This is a genomic window from Angustibacter speluncae (assembly GCF_054777815.1).
Genome location: NZ_BAAHAF010000141.1, coordinates 1 through 22203, shown reverse-complemented (window position 1 = coordinate 22203; position 22203 = coordinate 1). Strand labels below are relative to the sequence as shown.

Below are 22203 nucleotides of genomic sequence, written 5' to 3'. Positions count from 1 at the left end.
GGCGGAACGGGGCACCGACCGCGGGGCTCGCGGGCCCGGTGGCCGCACCCGGGCTGCGCCTCGCCCACGCCGACGCCGCCCGCACCGCCCGCGCCCTCACCGCCCTCGGACGCGACGGCGAGCTGGCCGGCGCCGACGAGCTCGGCGTGTTCGCGGTGCTCCTCAGCCGCACCGGCCGCCAGGAGCTGGCCGACCAGGTGCAGCGCGAGCTCGGCCGGGTCCTGGCCGAGGAACGGGTGCGCCAGGTGCCGCTCGTCGAGACCCTGCGCACCTACCTCGAGCACGGGCGGCGGCCGACGCCGACCGCCGCCGCGCTCGGCGTCCACGTGAACACCCTCTACCAGCGGCTCGCCACGCTCGACCGGCTGCTCGGGGACGGCTGGCAGCGGCGCGCGCTCGACCTGCAGGTGCTGCTCGTCCTGCACCGGGCGTCCACCCGGATGGAGGCGTGAGCCGGGGAAGCGTCCCGGTCGCCCGGGTGTTGCCACCGGCATGAGGATCGACATCTGGTCGGACGTGGTGTGCCCCTGGTGCAGCGTCGGACGCGCCCGCTTCGCCCGTGCCCTGGAGTCCTTCGAGCACCGCGACGAGGTCGAGGTGGTCTGGCGCTCCTTCGAGCTCGACCCCACGGCCCCGCCGAGCACCGAGGCCCGTGGCGGCCAGGCCGAGCTGCTGGCGAGCAAGTACGGCCGCAGCCTCCCCGAGGCGCAGCAGATGCTCGACCAGATGACCGCCACCGCCGCGGCCGACGGCCTGACCTTCCGGTTCGACCTGATGCAGGGCGGCAACACCTTCGACGCCCACCGGCTGCTCCACCTCGCGCACGAGCGCGGCGTGCAGCACGAGCTGAAGGAGGCGCTCGACACCGGCACCTTCGCCGACGGCCTGTCGGTCTCCGACCACGACGAGCTCACCCGGGTGGCGGTCGCCGCCGGTCTCGACGAGGACGAGGTGCGCCGCGTGCTGGCCTCGGACGAGTACGCCGACGCCGTCCGCGGCGACGTCGCCCAGGCCCGCTCCTACGGCATCACCGGCGTGCCCTTCTTCGTGCTGGACGGGAAGTTCGGCGTCTCGGGCGCCCAGCCGGCCGAGCACGTGCTGGCGGCGCTCGAGCAGGCCTGGGCGGCACGCACGCCCGTCAGCGTCCTCACCCCGGCGGGCGCGGCCGACGCCCCGTCCTGCGACGACGACAGCTGCGCGATCTGATCGACGACGAGGGCGGGACCGGCGTGCTCGCCGCTCCCGCCCTCTCGCACGTCCGGGGTCAGACGCGGGTGGCGTCGACCTCGATCTCGGCCTCGACCTCGGCGCGCTGCTGCACACCGGTCTTGCGCCCGAGCGGCACCTCGCGCAGGAAGCAGATGGCGACGAGCGCGACCACGGCGAGGGGCACCGACGCCAGGAACAGGTCGGCGACACCGCCGGCGTAGGCCTGCTCGACGACGGCCCGCACCGGCTCGGGCAGCTCGGACACCTTCGGCACCGCGCCCTCCTGGCCCGCCGGCAGCGCGATGCCGAGGTCGGCGAGGCCCGAGGCGACGCCGGCCGAGACCCGGTGCGCGAGAACCGCACCCAGCACCGCGACGCCCACCGCGCCGCCGAGGCTGCGGAAGAACGTGACGGTGGCGGTGGCGACACCCATCTGCCGGATGTCGGTGGTGTTCTGCGTCGCCAGCACCAGGTTCTGCATGCAGGCACCCATGCCGGCGCCGATCAGCACCATGTACAGCGACAGCAGCCAGAACGAGGTGCCGGCGTCGATCGTCCCCATCAGGGCGAGCCCCACCACGAGCAGCGCGGCGCCGCCGATCATGTACCCCTTGTAGCGGCCGGTGCGCGTGACGAGCTGCCCGATCACGGTCGAGGCCACGAGCGAGCCGATGACGATCGGGGCGGTGTGCAGGCCGGACGCCGTCGGCGACAGCCCGCGCGCGAGCTGCATGTACTGCGCGAGGAAGACCGAGCCGCCGAACATCGCGACGCCGACGCCCATGCTCGCGACGACGGACAGCGTCAGCGTCCGGTTGCGGAACAGGTCGAGCGGGATCAGCGGCTCGGGAGAGCGGCTCTCGACCCACACCGCGAGCGCGAGACCCACCACCGCGAGGCCGACGAGCAGCGCCGACCAGCCGGACACCCACTCGAAGGTCTCCCCCGCGAGCGAGACCCAGACGAGCAGCGCGCTGACACCGCCCGCGATGAGCACCGCTCCGGCGTAGTCGATGTGGACGCGCCGTCGAGTGCGCGCCGGCAGGTGCAGGGTGCGCTGCAGCACGACGAGCGCCGCGACGGCGAGCGGGATGCCCGCGTAGAACGTCCAGCGCCAGCCGAGCGCGTCGGTGAGGATGCCGCCGAGGAGCGGGCCGCCGAGCGTCCCGATCGACATGACGCCACCCATGATCCCGACGTACCGGCCGCGCTCGCGCGGGCTGATGATGTCGGTGATCACGACCATCGACAGCGACATCACGCCGCCGGCGGCCAGGCCCTGCACCACGCGGACGGCGATGAGGTGCCAGGTCTCCTGCGACAGCCCGGCGAGCGCGGACGCCGCGACGAACGCGACCAGCGAGAGCTGGATCAGCAGCTTGCGGTCGAGCAGGTCGGCGAGCTTGCCCCACACCGGGGTGCTGACCGTCATCGCCAGCAGGGTCGAGATGACGACCCAGGTGTAGGCCGACTGGCTGCCACCGAGGTCGGCGACGATCACCGGCAGCGCGGTGCCGACGACGGTGCTGGCGAGGATGGTGGTGAGCAGGCCGAGCAGCAGGCCCGACAGCGGGACGAGCACCTCGCGCCGGCTGGTGCGGGCAGGCTGCTCCTTCTCGAGCGACGCTGCGGCCGTGCGGTTCTCGTGGACGGCGGTCATGCGGGGACGGGCTCCTTGGTCTGGGTGGGGGCGGCGGTGGGCGCGTCCCGGTCGGGGTCGAGGTCGGTGCGCAGGCGGCGCAGGGTGGCGGCGAGGTCGGCGAGCTCGGCGTCGGTCCAGTGGGCGAGCGCGTCGTCCCAGCGGCGCAGCATCGACGCGCCGACCTCGGCGAGCACCCGCTCCCCCTCGGGCGTGATGCTCACCGGGTGCGCCCGGCCGTCGGCGGGGTCGACGGTGCGCTCGACCAGACCGGCCTCGACGAGTCCGGTGACGTGGCGGCTGACGACCGAGGTGTCGACACCGGTGTCGTCGGCGAGGCGGCCCAGCACGCACGGGCCGTGCGCCTGCACCGACCGCAGCACCCCGAGGGCCGCCAGGCTGCAGCGCCCGCCGGCCTCGAGGGTGCGCTTGAGGTCGCGGTGGGTGACCTGCAACCGGTGCACCTCGACCGCCATCTCCCGCACCGCGTCCCTGGTCATGCCGCCCTCCACCTCAGTTGCCTTCGGCAACCATATACCTCGATGGTTGCTCCCAGCAACTGTCGTGCGAGGGCTAATCGGCGGTGGCGTTGAGGCGGTGCAGCAGGTCGGCGAGGGCGCGGACGTCCGAGGCCGGCCAGGCGGCCAGCCGCTCGCGGAAGTGCGCGTTGCGGGCGCGTCGCGCCCGGGAGACGCGCTCGGCGCCCTCGGCGGTGAGCCCTACCCGCTGGGCCCGGGCGTCGTCGGGGTCGGGCGTGCGCTCGATCAGCTCGAGCCGCTCGAGCTGCGACACCTGCCGCGACATCGTGGGCTTGCCGACGCCGAACCACGCGGCCAGGTCGGTCAGGCGGGCGTCGCCGGCGTCGGCGATGCGGGCGAGGATGCCGTAGGCGGCGGGCTCGAGGTCGGGGTGCACCTCGCGGGCCAGCTGGCCCCAGGTGCCCCGGGCCCGGCGCAGCAGCACCCCGAGCTCGCGCTCGAGCAGCTGCACGTCCTCCTCGCGCACGACGGTCTACCCCAGCACGCGGACGCGGACGGTCTCCGGCATCGCGCGCAGCTCCTCGACCAGGTCGGCGGGCAGCGGGCCGGCGACGTCGGTGACGACGTACCCGGTGTCGCCGGACGTGGCGAGCAGCTGGCCCTCGATGTTCGAGCCGTGCTCGGCCAGGATCCGGTTCACCGTCGCGAGCACGCCCGGGGTGTTGCGGTGCACGTGCGTGATGCGGCACAGGCCCGGGTGCGCCTCGAGCGCCAGCCCGGGGACGTTGACCGACAGCGTCGTCGCACCACGCTCGACGTAGTCGCGCAGCTTGGTGGCGACGAACCGGCCGATGTCCTCCTGCGCCTCCTCGGTCGAGCCGCCGATGTGCGGGGTGAGCACCACGTTGGGGATGCCGCGCAACGAGGACTCGAACGGGTCGCCCTTCTGCTTCGGCTCGTCCGGGAAGACGTCGACCGCCGCGCCGGCGATGTGGCCCGACACCAGGTGCTCGCGCAGCACGTCGTAGTCGACGACGAAGCCGCGGGACAGGTTGAGGAACAGCGAGCGCGGCCGCATCCGCTCGAACTGCTCGCGGCCGAAGAAACCGGCGTTGCCGGGCCGGCCGTCGACGTGCAGGGTGACGGCCTCGGCCACCTCGAGCAGCTCGTGCAGCGACGAGCAGCGCCGGGCGTTGCCGAGCGCGAGCTTGTCGGCCGTGTCGTAGAAGTAGACCTGCATGCCGAGCGCCTCGGCCACGACCGACAGCTGGCTGCCGATGTTGCCGTAGCCGACGATGCCGAGGCGGCGGCCGCGGATCTCGTGGCTGCCGGTGGCCGACTTCTCCCACCGGCCGTCGTGCAGCGCGCGGTCCTTCTCGGTGAGCCGGCGCGCCATCACGATGATCTCGGCGATCGCGAGCTCGACGACCGAGCGGGTGTTGGAGAACGGGGCGTTGAACACCACGACGCCGTTGCCGGCCGCCGCGGCGAGGTCGATCTGGTTGGTGCCGATGCAGAACGCACCGACGGCGAGCAGGTCGGGGGCCTGCTCGAGCACGCGCGCGGTCACCTCGGTCTTGGACCGGATGCCGAGCAGGTGGACGCCGTCGAGCGCCTCGAGCAGCTCGTCCTCGTCGAGGGCGCCCGGGCGGGTCTCGACCTGCACGCCGGACTCCTCCAGCAGGGCGGTCGCGAGCGGGTGCAGGTTCTCGAGCAGCAGGGCCTTCAGCACGGGTCCATGGTCGCAGCAGACCAGGACGTGGGACGGACCGCGTCCGGCATCCGGTCAGCTTGACAGCACAGGGTCGGTACTTGTCTGATACAGGTTAATGACAACCCACCGGTTCCGTGAGGTCGCCCAGGCGCTGCGCGAGCAGATCGCCCTGGGCGGGCTCGACGACTCCGGCGCCCTGGAGAGCGAGGCCGCGCTCGGCGCCCGGCACGGCGTCAGCCGGGTCACCGTCCGCCGCGCGCTCGAGCTGCTGCGCGAGGAGGGGCTGGTCGACTCCCGCCGCGGCTCCGGTTGGTTCGCGGTCGGCGGACCGTTCCACCAGCGGCTCGCGCTCGGCACCTTCCGGCACGCCGGCTCGGCGCTCGCCGACGCCGGCCGCAGCGCCCGCCGCGCCGTCGTCGCGATCGGCCTCGACCGCGCGCCCGCCGACGTCGCACCGGCGCTCGGGCTCGCGGAGGGCGCCGCCGCGCTGCGGGTCGTCACCGTCCGCTCGGTCGGCGAGGCCCCGCTCGACGTCACCACCGAGTGGGTCCCGGCCGCGCTCGCCGGGCCCATCAGCCCGGCACGCGCCGCGGACCCCGGGGTGTGGGCGACCCTGCGCGCCGAGGGCGTCCGGCTGGCGCGGGTGCGCCAGAGCATCACCGCCGGCGCGCTGCGCGCCGACGAGACCGACCTGCTCGGCGCCCCCACGGGCACGCCCCTGCTGCTCGTGCGGCGCCTCGCCGTCGGCGACGACGGCTCCCCCGTGGCCCTCGCCGACCACCGCTACCTGGCCCACCGGTTCTCGCTCGAGGTCGAGTTCGCCGGTGGTCCCCCGGGCACCGAACCGCCCGGCCTGCAGCAGATCGACGTCCAGCAGCACCCGACCCCCACCGAGGAGAACACCCCATGAAGGTCCTGGTCACCGGCGGCGCCGGCTTCATCGGCGCCAACTTCGTGCTGCGCCTGCGCAGCACCCGTCCCGACTGGCAGGTGACCGTCCTCGACGCGCTCACCTACGCCGCCAACCCCTCGACGCTCGCGCCGGTGCGCGACACCGTCGAGCTGGTCGAGGGGTCGGTCGCCGACGCCGACCTCGTCGACCGACTCGTCGCCGACACCGACGTGGTCGTGCACTTCGCGGCCGAGTCGCACAACGACAACTCCCTCGACGACCCGTGGCCGTTCGTGGAGTCGAACATCATCGGCACCTACCGCCTGCTCGAGGCGGTGCGCCGGCACGGCAAGCGGCTGCACCACGTCTCGACCGACGAGGTGTACGGCGACCTCGAGCTCGACGACCCGAACCGCTTCACCGAGCAGACCCCGGTGAACCCCTCGAGCCCGTACTCGGCGTCCAAGGCGAGCGCGGACCTGCTGGTGCGCGCGTGGATCCGCTCGTTCGGCATCACGGCCACGCTGTCGAACTGCTCGAACAACTACGGCCCGTACCAGCACGTCGAGAAGTTCATCCCGCGCCAGATCACGAACATCCTCGAGGGCGTGAAGCCCAAGCTCTACGGCCAGGGCACGAACGTGCGCGACTGGATCCACGTCGACGACCACAACGACGCCGTCGTCACGATCATCGAGAAGGGCCGCCCGGGCGAGACCTACCTGATCGGCGCCGACGGCGAGCAGAACAACAAGCAGATCGTCGACCTGCTGCTCGACATCATGGGCAAGCCGGCCGACTGGTTCGACCTGGTGAGCGACCGCCCCGGCCACGACCTGCGCTACGCGATCGACTCGACCAAGCTGCGCACCGAGACCGGCTGGGCGCCGCGGTACCGGGACATCCGCGCCGGCCTCGAGCAGACCGTGCAGTGGTACACCGACAACCAGGAGTGGTGGCGCGCGGCCAAGGCCGAGACCGAGCAGACCTACCAGCGCCTCGGGCGCTGACCCGCTCGAGCAGAACGAGCAGCTAGAGCAGACCGAGCGAGGACAGCCTCGCCGACAGGGCCGCGCCGTCGGTGCCCTGCACCCACGGGGTGCCGGGCACCGACTTGGCCTGGTCCATCGGCACGGGCAGGCCGCTCGCCAGCACCTGCTCGGTGGGCAGCAGGTGCCGGATCGCGACCGCCGCGACGTTGTCGGGGTGGGTGCGCGCGAACTCGGAGTACAGGTCGGGGTCGTGCTGGCCGTCGTCGCCGATCAGCAGCCAGCGCACGCCCGGGAAGTCCTCGGCCAGCCGGCGCAGCGTCTGCCGCTTGTGGTTCTGCCCGCTGCGGAACCAGCCCTCCTTGGTGGGGCCCCAGTCGGTGAGCAGCAGCGGCCCGCGCGGGTACAGGTGCCGCGACAGGAACCGGGTCAGCGTCGGCGCCACGTTCCACGCACCCGTGGACAGGTAGATCACCGGCGCTCCCGGGTGGGCGTTCACCAGCCGCTCGTACAGCACCGCCATGCCGGGCACCGGACGGCGGGCGTGCTCGTTCAGCACGAACGTGTTCCACGCCGCGAGCACGGCGCGCGGCAGCGAGGTCACCATGACGGTGTCGTCGATGTCGCTCACGATGCCCAGCCCGGCGTCGGGGTCGATGACCAGCACCGGCGCCGTGATCTCGCCCTGCGGCTCGTACGCGGCGGGGGCGTCGCGACCGTCGTCGTCGGTGTCGCGGTCGGCGTCGGCCGGGTCGGACGGGTCGTCGCCGTCCGCGGGTTGCACCGCCTCGACCTGGCCGCCCTGGTCGGGGCCGAGGACCTCGAGGCCGACCTCCTGCCACCCCGGCGGCAGGTCGCAGTCGACGCGCAGGTCGACGTAGCCGCCGCGGTCGGTGGTCACCACCGTCTCGGTGCCCCCGGCCTGCACCCGCACCTGCACGCCCACCGCCGGCACGGTCACGAACTGGTGCCAGCCGCGACGCAGCTCGTCGGGCGTGCTGCTCGGGCTCGGCCGCGTGCGCAGCACCCGCGCGAGCACCCGCACCCAGCCCGGCGCCCCGTACCCGGTGTACGCGGTGACCTGCGGCTGCCAGCCCCTGTCGATCACCTTCTGCTCGAGCCGGGCGTGGAACAGGTCCTCGAGCCGGGCCGCCCGGTGCAGCGTCCGCGAGGGCGCTCGGGTCGTGCTCGTCACGTGGTGTCCTCCTGGGCGCGTCGGGGCCGGGACGGCACTGTCCCACACGCCGACCCGGTGCGACGATCGAACCACGACCCCGGACGAGCGGCGAGCGCTGCACGCGCGCGCCCTGCGCGACCTCGGTGACCTCGTGGCGCAGGTGGGCGACGCCGACCTGGCCCGTCCCACCCCCTGCGCGGCGTGGGACCTCGCGACCCTGCTCGCGCACGTCGTCGGGCAGCAGCGCGGGTTCGCCGCCGCGGCGCAGGACGGCGACGCCCCGGTCGACGCCTACGCCCACGTCCCGTTCACGCCGGCGGCGTTCACCACGTCGGCGGACGCGCTGCTGGAGGCGTTCGCCCGGTCGCTCCCGTCGGCGTCCGTCGACGACGGGTGGGTCCAGGTGCTGACCCTGCTCGGCCGCGACCCCGCGTGGGCACCTACCGTGGGCGGGTGAGCGCGCCCCCCGACCCCCGCACCGAGGCAGGACGCGCCACCGACAGCGGCCGCACCGGGGTCCTGATGGGGCTCGGCGCCTACGCGCTGTGGGGGGTGTTCCCCCTCTACTTCCTGCTGATGGCGCCCTCGCCCGCGCTCGAGGTGCTGCTGCACCGCGTGCTGTGGTCGGTGGTCGTGTGCGGCGTCCTGCTCACCGTCATGCGCTCGTGGCGCGGCATCGGGGTCGTGCTGCGCTCGCGCCGCTCGATGCTGCTGCTGACCGCCGCGGCCGTCCTGATCGCCGTGAACTGGTTCGTCTACATCCTCGGCGTGACGTCCGGCCAGGTCGTGCAGACCGCGCTCGGCTACTACGTGAACCCGCTCGTGACGGTGCTGCTCGGCGTGGTCGTGCTGCGCGAGCGGCTCCGCCGGCTGCAGTGGGTGGCGGTCGGGGTCGGCACCGTCGCGGTCGGGGTGCTGGCCGTCGCCTACGGCGGCGTGCCCTGGATCGCGCTCACCCTCGCGTGCAGCTTCGGGCTCTACGGCCTGATGAAGAACCGGCTCGGCGGTTCCGTCGGCGCGGTGCACAGCCTCTCGGTCGAGACCGCGGTGCTGACGCTGCCGGCGCTCGCGGCGCTGGTCTGGCTGCATGCGAGCGGCCAGGCCACCTTCGGCAGCGAGGGGCCCGTGCACGCGCTGCTGCTCGCCAGCACGGGTGTCGCGACCGCCGTCCCGCTGCTGCTGTTCGCGGCGGCCGCGAGCCGCATCCCGCTGTCGACCGTCGGTCTGCTGCAGTACGTCACGCCGACGCTGCAGCTGCTGGCAGGCGTGGTGGTGCTGCACGAGCCGATGCCGACGGCGCGCTGGATCGGCTTCGGCCTGGTCTGGACGGCGCTCGCCGTCCTCACCGTCGACACGCTGCGGTCGGCCGGACGCGCACGGGTCACCCAGACTTCACCGGCCGGCCACGCGGTCGTCGACTGCAGGTAGGGGCACGGCTCCTAGCGTCCGAGGCGATCCGGCGGCACCGCCGGGCAACGACGCGAGAAGGAACGAGCCACACCGTGACGATCGCCCCCGAGAACCGCCGCCTGCTGCCCATGTGGGGCCGCACCCACGGCACCCGCAGCCCCGTGACCTGCCACCTGCGCTGCGGCGACGCGTGCTCGCAGCCGGTGCCGAACGCCTCCGACAACGAGTACTTCCGCGACGTCGCGAGCGCCGCGCTCAGCCGACGCACCCTGCTCGGCGGCGCCGGCGCCGCCCTGGCGCTGACCTTCGCCGGCGCCGGAGCCCGTCCGGCCGCCGCCGCCCCCGGTGGCGCCGCCGCCCGTGACAGCGGCACGCTGCTGTTCACTCCGATCGCGCCGGTCGCCCGCACCGTCGACGCGTTCACCGTCCCGGTCGGGTACACCTGGAAGCCCGTGATCCGCTGGGGCGACCCGCTGTTCGCCGGTGCACCGGCGTTCGACCCGAATGCGCAGACGCCGCAGGCGCAGGCCCAGCAGTTCGGCTACAACTGCGACTACCTCGACGTGATCGAGCTCGAGGGGGGCAAGAAGGGGCTGCTCGTGGCGAACCACGAGTACACCAACGAGGGCATCATGTTCCCGCCCGGAACCCCCGCCGAGACCGTGGTCCGCACCGCCTGGGCGGCCCACGGCATGTCGGTCGTCGAGGTGAAGCGCAAGCGTCCCGGCGCGGCGTGGGAGGTGCAGGTCGGTGCCCGGCGCAACCGGCGCATCACCCTCGACACCGAGTTCGTCTTCGACGGCCCCGCACGCGGCAGCGACCTGCTGAAGACGGTCGAGGACCCGCGTGGCGTCCGCGTCCGCGGCACGATGAACAACTGCGCCGGCGGCACCACGCCGTGGGGCACCGTGCTGTCGGGCGAGGAGAACTTCAACCAGTACTTCCTCGCCACCGGCACCCCGCGCGAGGCGCGCTACGGCCTCGGCAAGCAGGACTCGCGGAACTGGCGCTCGGTCGACCCGCGCTGGGACGCCACCCGTCCCGAGTACGCCAACGAGCCCAACCGGTTCGGCTGGGTCGTCGAGCTCGACCCGATGAAGCCGAACAGCAAGCCGGTGAAGCACACCGCGATGGGCCGGTTCAAGCACGAGGGCGCCAACGTGGTCGTGAACGCCGACGGCCGCGTCGTCGCGTACATGGGCGACGACGAGCGCTTCGACTACGTCTACCGGTTCGTCTCGCGCGACACGATGCGCAAGGGCAGCGGCGAGGCTGCGCGCGAGCACAACAAGACCCTGCTCTCGAACGGCGACCTGTCCGTCGCGCGCTACACCGGTGACGGCCTGGGCGACGGCGTCAGCGACGGCACCGGCGAGTGGATCCCGCTCACCGCCGGCGGCGAGTCGGTCGTGCCGGGCTTCACCACCGCGGAGGTGCTCGTCTTCACCCGGCTGGCCGCCGACGCGGTGCAGCCCACGAAGATGGACCGTCCCGAGGACGTCGAGCCGAACCTGGTGAACGGCCGCGTCTACGTGGCGTGCACGAACAACACCTCCCGCACCGCGGCGCAGGTCGACGAGCCGAACCCGCGGGCGGCGAACAAGGACGGGCACGTCGTCGAGATGATCCCGGACGGCGGCGACCACACCGCGCCGACGTTCACCTGGAACCTGGTGCTGATCTGCGGCGACCCCGCGACGGCCGGCACCTACTTCGGCGGCTACACCGGCCCGGTGTCGCCGATCTCGTGCCCCGACAACGTCGCCTTCGACAGCGCCGGCAACCTGTGGGTCTCGACCGACGGCCAGCCGTCGGCCCTCGGGCTGAACGACGGGCTGTTCAAGGTGCCCGTCGACGGCCCGGAGCGCGGCCGGGTGCAGCAGTTCCTCGCCGTCCCCGCGGGCGCCGAGACCTGCGGCCCGGTGATCCGCGACCGCGACGCCACCGTGCTCGTCGCCGTCCAGCACCCGGGCGAGGACGGCACCTGGGACGCGCCGCAGTCGTACTTCCCCGACTACGTGGGCGCCACCGGCACCCCGGCGCCGGGGCAGCACAGGGGCCCGCGCCCCACGGTCGTCCAGGTCGTCCGCGGCTGAGGCCACCCGCGTCGCGTCCGGCGCCCTCCGTCGCTCGGGGACGGAGGGCGTCGCCGCGTCCGCTGCCGCCGGGACCCTGTCGGGAACGGAGTCGAGACCGCAGTACCTGGGCGTCGCGCACGCTCTCTCGCCCGACGACTGCGGTCTCGGCGCGCCGATCGTGACGACCGGCGGAGCGGGGGCGGGACTCAGGCGGTGCGGGACGCGACCTGGCCGGCGAGGTCGGCCAGGGCGGTGCGGACCTCGCCGTCCGGCAGGGCGTCGAGCGCGGCGACGGCGTCGTCGGCCCAGCGGCGGGCCTGGCGGCGGGTCTCGTCGGTGACCGGGTGCTCGCGGACGGCGCGCACGGCCTCGGCGAGGGCGTCGTCGTCGTCGAGGTCGGCGTCGAGCAGCTCGACCACCTTGGCGGCGTCGGTGTCGCCGTCGGCGGCGGCCCGGCGGGCGAGCAGCACCGGCAGGGTGGGCACCCGCTCGCGCAGGTCGGTGCCCGGGGTCTTGCCTGTGACCTCGGGGTCGGCGGTGAGGTCGATGACGTCGTCGGCGAGCTGGAAGGCCACGCCGACCTTCTCCCCGTAGTCGACGAGCACGTCGACGACCTCGCGCGAGCAGCCGGAGAACATCGCGCCGAAGCGGCCGGACGTCGCGATGAGCGAGCCGGTCTTGTCGGCGAGCACCTGCAGGTAGTGGGCGACGGGGTCCTCGTCGCCACGCGGCCCGACCGTCTCGTGCATCTGCCCGAGGCAGAGCCGCTCGAACGTCGCGGCCTGGATGCGCACCGCCTGCGGGCCGAGCCCGGCGACGACCCGCGAGGCCCGCGCGAACAGCAGGTCGCCGGTGAGGATCGCGACGTTGTTGCCCCACAGCGCGTGCACGGCCGGCGCACCGCGCCGTGTGGGCGCGGAGTCCATGACGTCGTCGTGGTACAGCGTGGCCAGGTGCGTCAGCTCGACGACGACGGCGGCGTCGAGCACCTCCGGACGCGTCGGGTCGCCGAGGTGCGCCGCGAGCAGCGTCAGCGTCGGACGCGTCCGCTTGCCACCGGCCTCGACCAGGTGCCGCGAGACCGAGTCGGCGAGGTCGTCGGTGTGCGACACGGCGTCGCGCAGCCGCACCTCGACCTCCTCGAGGCGGCGCGTGACGGCGTCGACGACCGACTCGTCGGCGGGCACCTGGGTCTGCACGTCAGGGAGCGGCCGTGATGGCGCCGGCCAGGTCGAGGAACGGCTGGGGGAAGACGCCGAGCACCAGCGTCGCCAGCACGCCCACGGCGATCGCCGTGCCGGTGAGCCACCCGCCGACGACCACGGTCGTGCTCTCGGTGGACGGCTCGGTGAAGTACATCAGGACGACGACGCGCAGGTAGAAGAACGCCGCCGCGGCGCTGGCCAGGACGCCCAGCACCGCGAGCCACGCCACACCACCGGTGACGGCCGCGGAGAACACGCCCACCTTGGCGATGAAGCCGCTGGTGAGCGGGATGCCGGCCATCGCGAGCAGCAGGAACGTGAACGCGGCGGCGAGCACCGGCGAGCGGCGGCCGAGGCCGGCCCACTGCGACAGGTGCGTGGCCTCCCCGACGTCGTTGCCGTCCTCGTCGAGCGAGCGCACCAGCGTGACGATGCCGAACGCGGCGACCGTGGTGAGGCCGTAGGCCAGCACGTAGAACAGCACGCCGACGATGCCGGCCTCCTGCACCGTGACCAGGCCGGTGAGGATGAACCCGGCGTGGGCGATCGAGGAGTACGCGAGCATCCGCTTCACGTCGAGCTGGCGGATCGCGACCAGCGAGCCGATCACCATCGTCAGCGCGGCGACGGCCCACAGCGCGGGCTGCAGGATCTCCTCGACGTTGGCGAGCGAGACGTAGAGCAGCCGCACCAGCGCACCGAAGGCGGCGACCTTCGTGCACGCCGCCATGAAGCCGGTGACCGGCGTGGGGGCACCGGTGTAGACGTCGGGCGTCCAGGCGTGGAACGGCGCGGCGCCGACCTTGAACAGCAGGCCGACCAGCACCAGCAGGATGCCGGCGACCAGGAACGGGTACTGCGCGGTGAGGTCGATGCCGGCCTGGCGGGCGCCCGCGAGCGTCGCGCCCATCCCGTTGATCGTCACGGTGCCGGTGATCGCGTAGACGATCGCCATGCCGAACAGGAAGATCGCGGACGAGAACGCGCCCAGCAGGAAGTACTTGAGCGAGGCCTCCTGCGACAGCAGCCGCCGGCGCCGGGCGAGGCCGCACATGATGTAGAGCGGCAACGAGAACACTTCGAGCGCCACGAACATCGTCAGCAGGTCCTGCGCGCTGGAGAAGATCATCATGCCGCCGGCGGCGAACATGGTGAGCGGGAAGACCTCGGTGCTCTGGCGTCCCGCCTCGTTCGCGAGCCGCTCCTCGTCCGAGCCCGGCGTCGTCGCGGCCTGCGCGGCGAACGACTCGAGCCGGCCGCCGCCGCGCTCGCCCAGGACGAGCAGCGCCAGCGCGGTGAGCACGAGCAGCGTGCCCTGCAGGAACAGCGCGACCTTGTCCTGCTGCATGCCGAGGTGGTTGGGGTCGAGGGTCGACGCGACGACCGCGCGGGTCTCGTCCTTCTCCCACATCCACACCACGAAGCTCAGTGACGCGAGCAGGCCGACGCCGGCGAGGACGAGCTGGGTGGCGCGGCGCGCGGCGCGGGGCACGAACGCCTCGACGAGCACGCCGACCACCGCGGCACCGAGGACGGTGACCACGGGAGCGGCTGCGACCCAGTCGATCTGGGGCGGCGTGAATGCGGTCGACCCCGGGGGGACGAGCGAGGCGGGCAGCGCGGCGGCGGCCACGGACATCAGGCTCACTGGTCGGCTCCGTCCTCGGCGTGGGTGACCAGGTGGTCGGGGTCGGTGACGCCGACGTGCTCCATGGTCTGCTCGATCGCCGGGTTGATGACGTCGAGCACGGGCTTCGGCACGAAGCCGAGGGCGACGATCACGGCCAGGACCGGCGCCATCACCCACATCTCGCGTGCCCGCAGGTCGGGCGCGCCCTTCATCGACTCGGGCACCGGGCCGGTCGCCATCCGCTGGTAGGTCAGCAGGATGTAGAGCGCGGCCAGGACGATGCCCAGCGTCGCCAGCACGGCGGCGACCGGGTACCGGACGAACGTGCCCACCAGCACGAGGAACTCGCTGATGAAGCTCGACAGGCCCGGCAGCGCCAGCGACGACAGGCCGGCGACCAGGAAGGACCCGGCCAGCAGCGGGGTGACCCGCTGCACGCCGCCGTAGTCGGCGATGCGCGAGGTGCCGTAGCGGGCGATGAACATGCCGGCCGCCAGGAACAGCGCCGCGGTCGAGAAGCCGTGGTTGACCATGTACAGCACCGAGCCGGCCTGGCCCGACGACGTCATCGCGAAGATGCCCAGCACGATGAACCCGAAGTGCGAGATCGACGTGAAGGCGATGAGCCGCTTCAGGTCGCTCTGGCCGATGGCGAGCAGCGCGCCGTAGAGCACCGAGATCACCGCGAGCACCACGACGACGGGTGCGGCCCAGCGGCTCGCGTCCGGGAACAGCGGCAGGCAGAGGGTGATCATGCCGAAGGTGCCGACCTTGTCGAGCACGCCGACGAGCAGCACGGCACCGCCCGGCGTGGACGACGCGGCGGCGTCGGGCAGCCAGGTGTGCACCGGCCACATCGGCGCCTTGATCGCGAACGCGATGAAGAACCCGACGAACAGCAGCCGCTCGACGGCGGTGCCGTACTCGCGTCCGACCAGGTTCTCGATCAGGAACGCCCCGGGCTCGATCGCCAGCTGACCGGTGGCGGGGTCGCGCAGGCCCAGCACCAGGCCGATCAGCGCCACGAGCATGATCAGCCCGCCGGCGAGCGAGAACAGCAGGAACTTCATCGCGGCGAACTTGCCCTGCGCGCCCCCGAAGGACCCGATCAGGAAGTACATCGGGATGAGCATCGCCTCGAAGAAGACGTAGAACAGGAACACGTCGCGCGCGGCGAAGACGCCGATGATCATCGTCTCGAGCACGAGCACGAGGGCGAAGAACAGCCGCAGCCGATGCGGGTCCTCACCGGCGTCGTGCCACGACGCCAGGATGCAGACCGGGACGAGGACCGCGGACAGCACGACCATCACCAGGCCGATGCCGTTGAGCCCCAGCGCGTACGAGACGCCGAACTGCGGGATCCAGCTCGCGGTCTCGGTGAACTGGTACTCGCCGCCGCGGGCGACGTCGAACTGCAGCGCGACGTACACGACCGCGCCGAGCACCAGCAGCGAGACGCCGAGGGCGATCTCGCGCGAGAGGCGGCGCAGCCCCGCGGGCAGGGCGGCGAGCAGCAGCGACCCCACGAGGGGCAGCAGGCCGATCGTCGTCAGCCAGGGGAACGTCTCCATGGTCACCTCACCACCAGGACGGCGGCGACCATCACGACGACGCCGACGAGCATCAAGGACGCGTACGAGCGCACGAACCCGTTCTGCCACCTGCTGAACCAGCCGCCGAGGCCGGTCGTCAGGCGGGCACCGCCGGTGACCGCGCCGTCGACGCCGGCCTGGTCGACATAGACCAGCGACCGGGTCAGGTACAGGCCGGGGCGCTCGAAGGCCGCCTGGTTGACGACCTCCTGGTACAGGTCGGCGCGGGCCGCCTTGGCCGGGAACGAGGTGCTCGGCGCACCGACGTCGGACAGGTGGTACTGCCGCCACGCGAGGGCGACACCCACGAGCATGAGCGCGATCGTCAGGCCGGTGATCACCGGCACCGGCAGCACCGGCTCGACGTGCTCCTCGGGCACCACCGGCTCGAGCCAGTGCACGAACGAGCTGTTGAGCGCCAGCAGCCCGCCGAGCACCACCGACCCGACGGCGAGCACGATCATCGGCACGGTCATCAGCAGCGGCGACTCGTGCGGGTGCGCGGAGTCGGCCCAGCGCTTGCGGCCGTGGAAGGTCATGAAGAACAGGCGCGACATGTAGAACGCGGTGAGCCCGGCGGCGAGCAGCGTCACCAGGCCGAACACCCAGGCGCGCCACTCCGACTCGACCGGCATGAACGCGGCCTCGATGATCTTGTCCTTGCTCCAGAATCCGGACAGCAGCGGGAAGCCGATGATCGCGAGCCAGCCGGCGCCGAAGGTGAGCCAGGTGGTGCGCATCGACCCGGCGAGCTGGCCGAAGCGGCGCATGTCGACGACGTCGTCCATGCCGTGCATGACCGACCCCGCCCCGAGGAACATGCCGGCCTTGAAGAAGCCGTGCGTCACCAGGTGGAAGATCGCGAACACGTAGCCGACCGGGCCGAGGCCGGCGGCGAGCATCATGTAGCCGATCTGGGACATGGTCGAGGCGGCGAGCGCCTTCTTGATGTCGTCCTTGGCGCAGCCGACGATCGCCCCGAAGACCAGGGTGATCGCACCGACCACCACCACGGCGAGCTGCGCCGACGGCGCACCCTCGAACACAGCCCCCGAGCGCACGACGAGGTAGACGCCGGCGGTCACCATGGTCGCGGCGTGGATGAGCGCGGACACCGGCGTGGGGCCGGCCATCGCGTCACCGAGCCAGGACTGCAGCGGGAACTGCGCCGACTTGCCGCAGGCGGCCAGCAGGAGCATCAGGCCGATGAACGTCAGCCAGCCCTCGGACGCGTCGGGGGCCCCGTTCAGCACCGTGTCGAAGTCGACGGCGCCGAAGACCACGAACATCGCCATGATCGCCAGGCCGAGGCCGACGTCGCCGATGCGGTTGAGGACGAACGCCTTCTTCGCGGCGGTGGCGTACTCGGGCCGGTGGTTCCAGAACCCGATGAGCAGGTAGGACGCCAGGCCGACGCCCTCCCAGCCGACGTAGAGCAGCAGGTAGCTGTCGGCCAGCACCAGCAGCAGCATCGCCGCCACGAACAGGTTCAGGTAGGCGAAGAACCGGCGCCGGTCGGTGTCGTGCTCCATGTACGCCACGGAGTAGACGTGGATCAGCGACCCGACGAACGTCACGAGCATGACGAACGTCATCGACAGCGGGTCGATGCGCAGCCCCGCGTCGACCACGAAGCTGCCGGCGGGCACCCACGAGTACAGGTGCACGTCCTGCGTCCGCTCCTCGGCGGGCAGGCCGAGCAGGTGCAGCATCACCACGGCCCCGACGACGAACGAGCCCCACGAGAGCGCGACGCCGAGCCAGTGGCCCCAGCGGTCGGTGCGCCGGCCACCGAGCAGCAGCACGGCGGCGCCGGCCAGCGGCAGCGCCACCAGCAGCCACGCGGACGACACCACGCCCTCGGCCGCGATCGCGGTCCCGTGCGCCGCCTCGCCGGCGGTCTGCACTGCGGTCAGGGGGTTCACCTGATCCGTCCCTCCATCACGGCCACCGAGGCCCTCAGTACTTCAGCAGGTTGACGTCGTCGACCGACGCGGACCTGCGGGTGCGGAAGATGGACACGATGATCGCCAGCCCGACGACCACCTCGGCCGCGGCCACGACCATCACGAAGAACGCGATGACCTGGCCCTCGAGGCTGCCCTGCTGGCGGGCGGCGGTGACCAGCACCAGGTTCGCGGCGTTCAGCATCAGCTCGACGCCCATGAACACCACGATCGCGTTGCGGCGCACGAGCACCGTGGCCGCGCCGATCGAGAACAGCAGGCAGGCCAGCACCAGGTAGGCGGTGACGGTCATCGGGTCCCCTCCGGCGCGTCGGCGCTCCCCTGGGTGCCGCCCTGGCGGGCGGGGTCGGCCGGGTCGCCGGGCGGCGAGCCGACGGCGTCGTCGCCGGTCTCGGGCGAGGCGTTGCCGGTGTCACGGCCCGTGCCGGCGACGTCGCGGCCGCGCGGGTGACCGGCGATCTCGTCCTGGAGCACGTCGACCTGGCCGGCGAGCCGGTCGGCCGAGCGGTTCTGGCCGCGGACGGCGAGCACGCGCGACACCGACAGCTCGCTGGGGCTGCCGTCGGGCAGCAGCGCCGGGGTGTCGACCGCGTTCGACCGGGCGAAGACGCCCGGCGCGGGCAGCGGCGGTACCTGGGTGCCCTGCCGCACCCGGTCGCGGGCCAGCGAGGCCTGGGTGGGCCGCGCGGTGAGCCGCTCGCGGTGGGTGAGCAGGATGGCGCCGAGCGCCGCGATGACCAGCAGGGTGGCGACGACCTCGAAGGCGAAGACGTAGCGGCCGAACACCTCGCGGGCGACGCCGACCGGGTTGCCGTCGGCGTTCGCGGCGTCGAGGCCGATCGGCTCGCCGAGGCGCAGCGGGTCGGCGCCGAACGGCAGCCGGATCGTCCAGTCGACGATGCTGAACGCGTAGCCGGTGATGCCGCCGCCGACGACCACGAAGATCGCGAACCCGGTGAGCAGCCCGACCCAGCGCTGGCCCTTGATCGTCTCGACGAGGGAGTCGGCCGAGTCGACGCCGACCAGCATCAGCACGAACAGGAACAGCATCATGACCGCGCCGGTGTAGACGACGATCTGCGCGGCGAACAGGAACTGGGCGTCCTGGGCGGCGTACATGACCGCCAGGCAGATCATCGTGAACGCGACCAGCACCGCGGCGTGCACGGCCTTCTTCACGAACAGCAGGCCGAGCGAGGCGATCACCATCAGCGGCGCGAGGATCCAGAACAGCACCGTCTCGGCGCTGCCGAGCTGCGGGTCGGCGGGCACCACGGGCACGGTCGGCGCCTGCGCGGCGAGCACGTGGACGAGGCTCACGACCCACCCCCGGCCTGCGAGCCGGCCTGCGACGCCTGCGAGCCCGACGGGGCGTCGACGCCGAACTGGCGCAGGCTGTCGTCGTCGGGACGGTGCGCGGTGACCCACGCGACCTGCTCCGGCACGGCGCGGGTGACCTCGCCGCGGTAGTAGCTGGTGTCCTCGGTGCCCGGCGCCATCGGGTGCGGTGCGGCGAGCATGCCGGGCAGCATCGGGCCGAGCAGGTCCTGCTTCTCGTAGATGAGCCCCTCGCGGGAGGGGCCGGCGAGCTCGTACTCGTTCGTCATCGTGAGCGCCCGGGTCGGGCACGCCTCGATGCACAGCCCGCAGAAGATGCAGCGCAGGTAGTTGATCTGGTAGACGCGGCCGTACCGCTCGCCGGGCGAGAACTGCTCCTCCGGCGTGTTCGAGGCGCCCTCGACGTAGATCGCGTCGGCCGGGCACGCCCACGCGCACAGCTCGCAGCCGATGCACTTCTCCAGGCCGTCCGGGTGCCGGTTCAGCTGGTGCCGGCCGTGGTAGCGCGGCTGGGTCGGCACCTTCTGCTCGGGGTACTGCTCGGTCTGCACCTTGCGGAACATGGTGCGGAACGAGACCCCGAAGCCGGCGACGGGCGCGAGCAGCTCGGTGAGGGCGTTGCCCTTCTTGGGCCGGCTGCCCTCGGGCAGTGCCGGGGTCTGGTCAGCCACGGGTGTCCTCCTCGGTGGAGCCGTCGGCGGCGGTCGCGTCGGTCGTGGTCGACGCGGTGGTCTTCGTCAGCTCGGGCGCGCCCACCGTCACCGGCTCGCGCGCGGCCCGGCGCCGCGAGGGCGGCAGGGCCTGGCCGGGCATCGGCGGCACCGGGTGGCCGCCCGCGAACGCGTCGAACTCGCCCGGTGCGTCGGCCTGCTCGTCCTTGGGCGGGTTGAGCCGCTCGAGCAGGTACAGGCCGACGGCGAGCACGCCCAGGACGATGGCGGCCGGCACCAGCAGCGAGCGGACGTCGACCTCGAGGAAGGTCTGCGCCGCGCGCACCAGGCCGGACAGCACGATCCAGACCAGCGCGATCGGGATGAGCACCTTCCAGCCGAACCGCATGAACTGGTCGTACCGCAGCCGCGGCAGCGAGCCGCGCAGCCAGATGAACAGGAACATGAACAGCCAGACCTTGACGGTGAACCACAGCAGCGGCCACCAGCCCTCGTTGAGCATGCCCTCGCCGATGGACGACAGCGGCCACGGGGCGCGCCAGCCGCCGAGGAACAGCGTGGTCGCCAGGGCCGAGACGGTGACCATGTTGACGTACTCGGCGAGGAAGAACATCGCGAACTTCAGCGCCGAGTACTCGGTGTGGAAGCCGCCGACCAGCTCGCCCTCGGCCTCGGGGAGGTCGAACGGGAGCCGGTTGGTCTCGCCCACCATCGAGATGACGTAGACGACGAACGCGGGCAGCAGCGGGATGCCCCACCACAGGTCGTTCTGGCTGTTCACGATCTCGGAGGTCGACATCGAGCCGGCGAAGACGAAGACGCTGACCAGCGCCAGGCCCATCGACAGCTCGTAGGAGATGACCTGCGCCGTGGAACGGACGCCGCCGAGCAGCGGGTAGGTCGAGCCGGACGCCCAGCCGGCGAGCACCAGGCCGTACACGCCGATGCTGGTGACGGCGAGGATGTAGAGCACCGCGACCGGCAGGTCGGTCATCTGCAGCGGCGTCACCACGTCGGTGAACGGGATCTGCACCGCGGGGCCCATCGGGATCACCGCGAACGACAGGAAGCACGGGATCGCCGCGATCGCCGGCGCCAGGATGTAGAGCGTCCGGTCGGCGCCCTTGGGGATGATGTCTTCCTTCAGCATCAGCTTGACGCCGTCGGCGAGCGACTGGATGACACCGCCCGGGCCGGCGCGGTTCGGGCCGGGCCGGTTCTGCATCCGCCCGATGATCTTGCGCTCGAGCAGGATCGCCGCGAGCACGTTGACCACGAGGAAGACGAAGACGAACAGCATCTTGCCCGCGATGACCCAGCCGTTGTCCTGGCTGAAGTCGGCGGTGCCGGGGTCGGTCACGACCGCCGAGTGCAGCGTCCCTGCCTGCAGCACGTTCACGCCGGGCTCCCCTCGGTGGTGGCCGTGACCTCGACCGGTGCCGCGCTCACCCGCACCAGCGAGCCGGCGCCGGCGCGCAGGTCGCGGTGCACGTCGCAGCCCTGGCTCGCCGACGGCAGCCAGACGACGCCGTCCGGCATGTCGGTGACGACGAGCGGCACGGTGACCGACCCGTCGGCCGTCGCCACCCGCACGCGGGTGGCGTCGGTGACGGAGGCGGCCTCGGCCGTGGCCGGGCTCATCCGGGCGTGCGCGCGGTGCGCGGTGCCCGCGAGGAACGGCTCGCCGTCCTGCAGCCGACCGGTGCCGAGCATGAGCGCCCAGGTGGCCAGGACGGCCTCGCCGGGCGCCGGCGCGGCCGGCTCGCCCGGGGCGACCTGCGGCGCGGGGGCACCCCGCTCCCAGCCGCCGAGCTCGGCGAGCTCGGCCCGGGCCTGCAGCGCGTCGCGCAGGCCGAGGTCGACGTCCATCTGGTCGGCGACCGCACCGAGCACCCGCAGGTCGCTCATCGCGCGGGAGTCGAGCACGGCGTCGAACGGGCGCAGCCGGCCCTCCCAGTTCAGGTACGCCCCGGCCTTCTCGGCGACCGGCGCGACCGGCAGCACGACGTCGGCGTGGGCGGTGACCGCGGACCCGCGGACCTCGAGGCTCACCACGAACGGGGCGGCCTCGAGCGCGGCGTGCGCGGTGCGGCCGTCGGCCAGGTCGTCGGGGTCGACGCCGCCGACGACCAGCGCGTCGAGCTCGCCCGCAGCGGCGGCGGCGAGGTGGCGCGGGCGAGCGAGGAGCAGATCCAGGCCCGCATCGACCT

Annotated in this window: 21 protein-coding genes; 7 read left to right on the top strand and 14 right to left on the bottom strand. The window is 72.9% G+C overall.

All coding sequences use genetic code 11. The features are described from left to right. Both ACYVKY_RS16170 and ACYVKY_RS16165 read left to right on the top strand, forming a co-directional pair. The coding region (locus ACYVKY_RS16170) for a helix-turn-helix domain-containing protein (protein WP_460436011.1) at positions 1–452 on the top strand (452 nt) is incomplete at its 5' end. A 40-nt stretch (positions 453–492) separates the two neighbouring features. Beyond that, on the top strand, positions 493–1206 hold the full coding sequence (locus tag ACYVKY_RS16165) for a DsbA family oxidoreductase (RefSeq protein WP_460436010.1): 714 nt from the start codon (positions 493–495) through the stop codon (positions 1204–1206). 58 nt (positions 1207–1264) lie between these two features. Here the strand turns inward: ACYVKY_RS16165 and ACYVKY_RS16160 are convergent, their stop codons facing one another. From ACYVKY_RS16160 to serA, 4 genes are all read right to left on the bottom strand, one after another. After that, positions 1265–2869 (bottom strand): MFS transporter, encoded by a 1605-nt coding sequence (locus tag ACYVKY_RS16160; RefSeq protein ID WP_460436009.1) that lies wholly within the window; start codon positions 2867–2869, stop codon positions 1265–1267. Then, a complete protein-coding gene (locus ACYVKY_RS16155; protein WP_460436008.1) occupies positions 2866–3348 on the bottom strand; it encodes a MarR family winged helix-turn-helix transcriptional regulator in 483 nt (160 codons plus the stop codon). Before ACYVKY_RS16155 ends, ACYVKY_RS16160 begins: the two co-directional genes overlap by 4 nt. 73 nt (positions 3349–3421) lie before the next feature. After that, the gene (locus ACYVKY_RS16150) at positions 3422–3853 is read right to left on the bottom strand and encodes a MarR family winged helix-turn-helix transcriptional regulator (RefSeq protein ID WP_460436007.1); all 432 of its coding nucleotides are present in this window, start codon (positions 3851–3853) and stop codon (positions 3422–3424) included. Positions 3854–3859: 6 nt separating this feature from the next. Next, the gene (serA, locus tag ACYVKY_RS16145; protein ID WP_460436006.1) at positions 3860–5059 is read right to left on the bottom strand and encodes a phosphoglycerate dehydrogenase; all 1200 of its coding nucleotides are present in this window, start codon (positions 5057–5059) and stop codon (positions 3860–3862) included. A gap of 97 nt (positions 5060–5156) precedes the next feature. Between serA and ACYVKY_RS16140 the strand changes: the two genes are divergently transcribed. Together ACYVKY_RS16140 and rfbB are read left to right on the top strand one after the other, a co-directional pair. Further along, entirely contained in the window at positions 5157–5951 is a 795-nt protein-coding gene (locus tag ACYVKY_RS16140) for a GntR family transcriptional regulator (RefSeq protein WP_460436005.1), read from the top strand. Continuing rightward, positions 5948–6943, top strand: coding sequence for a dTDP-glucose 4,6-dehydratase (gene rfbB / locus ACYVKY_RS16135; protein WP_460436004.1), 996 nt, complete (start codon positions 5948–5950; stop codon positions 6941–6943). The genes ACYVKY_RS16140 and rfbB overlap by 4 nt, the downstream gene beginning before the upstream one ends. Positions 6944–6965: 22 nt before the next feature. Here rfbB and ACYVKY_RS16130 read toward each other — a convergent pair whose 3' ends face one another. Further along, positions 6966–8084, bottom strand: a complete 1119-nt coding sequence (locus tag ACYVKY_RS16130; protein WP_460436015.1) for an App1 family protein — start codon at positions 8082–8084, stop codon at positions 6966–6968. Between ACYVKY_RS16130 and ACYVKY_RS16125 the strand changes: the two genes are divergently transcribed. The 3 genes from ACYVKY_RS16125 (at position 7990) to ACYVKY_RS16115 (ending at position 11605) form a co-directional block, all read left to right on the top strand. After that, positions 7990–8556, top strand: a complete 567-nt coding sequence (locus ACYVKY_RS16125) for a maleylpyruvate isomerase N-terminal domain-containing protein (RefSeq protein WP_460436003.1) — start codon at positions 7990–7992, stop codon at positions 8554–8556. The two genes, ACYVKY_RS16130 and ACYVKY_RS16125, sit on opposite strands and share 95 nt — an antisense overlap. Next, positions 8553–9527 (top strand): EamA family transporter RarD, encoded by a 975-nt coding sequence (rarD, locus tag ACYVKY_RS16120; protein ID WP_460436002.1) that lies wholly within the window; start codon positions 8553–8555, stop codon positions 9525–9527. Before ACYVKY_RS16125 ends, rarD begins: the two co-directional genes overlap by 4 nt. A 74-nt stretch (positions 9528–9601) precedes the next feature. Continuing rightward, positions 9602–11605, top strand: coding sequence for a PhoX family protein (locus tag ACYVKY_RS16115; protein ID WP_460436001.1), 2004 nt, complete (start codon positions 9602–9604; stop codon positions 11603–11605). Between the two features lie 188 nt (positions 11606–11793). Here ACYVKY_RS16115 and ACYVKY_RS16110 read toward each other — a convergent pair whose 3' ends face one another. From ACYVKY_RS16110 to ACYVKY_RS16070, 9 genes are all read right to left on the bottom strand, one after another. Further along, complete coding sequence (locus tag ACYVKY_RS16110) at positions 11794–12786, bottom strand: polyprenyl synthetase family protein (protein ID WP_460436000.1); 993 nt, start codon at positions 12784–12786, stop codon at positions 11794–11796. Between the two features lies 1 nt (position 12787). After that, complete coding sequence (gene nuoN, locus ACYVKY_RS16105; RefSeq protein WP_460436014.1) at positions 12788–14431, bottom strand: NADH-quinone oxidoreductase subunit NuoN; 1644 nt, start codon at positions 14429–14431, stop codon at positions 12788–12790. 5 nt (positions 14432–14436) lie between these two features. Further along, positions 14437–15996: a complex I subunit 4 family protein gene (locus ACYVKY_RS16100; protein ID WP_460435999.1), complete on the bottom strand. Its 1560-nt coding sequence runs from the start codon at positions 15994–15996 to the stop codon at positions 14437–14439. A gap of 2 nt (positions 15997–15998) precedes the next feature. Then, a complete protein-coding gene (nuoL, locus tag ACYVKY_RS16095) occupies positions 15999–17933 on the bottom strand; it encodes an NADH-quinone oxidoreductase subunit L (protein ID WP_460436013.1) in 1935 nt (644 codons plus the stop codon). Between the two features lie 43 nt (positions 17934–17976). Beyond that, positions 17977–18276 (bottom strand): NADH-quinone/ubiquinone oxidoreductase subunit 4L family protein, encoded by a 300-nt coding sequence (nuoK, locus tag ACYVKY_RS16090; RefSeq protein WP_460435998.1) that lies wholly within the window; start codon positions 18274–18276, stop codon positions 17977–17979. Then, a complete protein-coding gene (locus tag ACYVKY_RS16085; RefSeq protein WP_460435997.1) occupies positions 18273–19304 on the bottom strand; it encodes an NADH-quinone oxidoreductase subunit J in 1032 nt (343 codons plus the stop codon). The genes nuoK and ACYVKY_RS16085 overlap by 4 nt, the downstream gene beginning before the upstream one ends. Continuing rightward, positions 19301–19993, bottom strand: coding sequence for a NuoI/complex I 23 kDa subunit family protein (gene nuoI, locus ACYVKY_RS16080; protein ID WP_460435996.1), 693 nt, complete (start codon positions 19991–19993; stop codon positions 19301–19303). The genes ACYVKY_RS16085 and nuoI overlap by 4 nt, the downstream gene beginning before the upstream one ends. Then, on the bottom strand, positions 19986–21386 hold the full coding sequence (gene nuoH, locus ACYVKY_RS16075) for an NADH-quinone oxidoreductase subunit NuoH (RefSeq protein WP_460436012.1): 1401 nt from the start codon (positions 21384–21386) through the stop codon (positions 19986–19988). The genes nuoI and nuoH overlap by 8 nt, the downstream gene beginning before the upstream one ends. A gap of 2 nt (positions 21387–21388) precedes the next feature. Continuing rightward, positions 21389–22203: molybdopterin dinucleotide binding domain-containing protein (locus tag ACYVKY_RS16070; RefSeq protein ID WP_460435995.1), on the bottom strand; the 815-nt coding region annotated here is incomplete at its 5' end.

Excerpts from the sequence above, each read along its gene's own strand:
- ACYVKY_RS16165 (WP_460436010.1), top strand. The coding sequence starts at position 493 with ATGAGGATCGACATCTGGTCGGACGTGGTGTGCCCCTGGTGCAGCGTC.
- ACYVKY_RS16160 (WP_460436009.1), bottom strand. The coding sequence starts at position 2,869 with ATGACCGCCGTCCACGAGAACCGCACGGCCGCAGCGTCGCTCGAGAAG.
- ACYVKY_RS16155 (WP_460436008.1), bottom strand. The coding sequence starts at position 3,348 with ATGACCAGGGACGCGGTGCGGGAGATGGCGGTCGAGGTGCACCGGTTG.
- ACYVKY_RS16140 (WP_460436005.1), top strand. The coding sequence starts at position 5,157 with ATGACAACCCACCGGTTCCGTGAGGTCGCCCAGGCGCTGCGCGAGCAG.
- rfbB (WP_460436004.1), top strand. The coding sequence starts at position 5,948 with ATGAAGGTCCTGGTCACCGGCGGCGCCGGCTTCATCGGCGCCAACTTC.
- nuoN (WP_460436014.1), bottom strand. The coding sequence starts at position 14,431 with ATGTCCGTGGCCGCCGCCGCGCTGCCCGCCTCGCTCGTCCCCCCGGGG.
- ACYVKY_RS16100 (WP_460435999.1), bottom strand. The coding sequence starts at position 15,996 with ATGGAGACGTTCCCCTGGCTGACGACGATCGGCCTGCTGCCCCTCGTG.
- nuoK (WP_460435998.1), bottom strand. The coding sequence starts at position 18,276 with ATGACCGTCACCGCCTACCTGGTGCTGGCCTGCCTGCTGTTCTCGATC.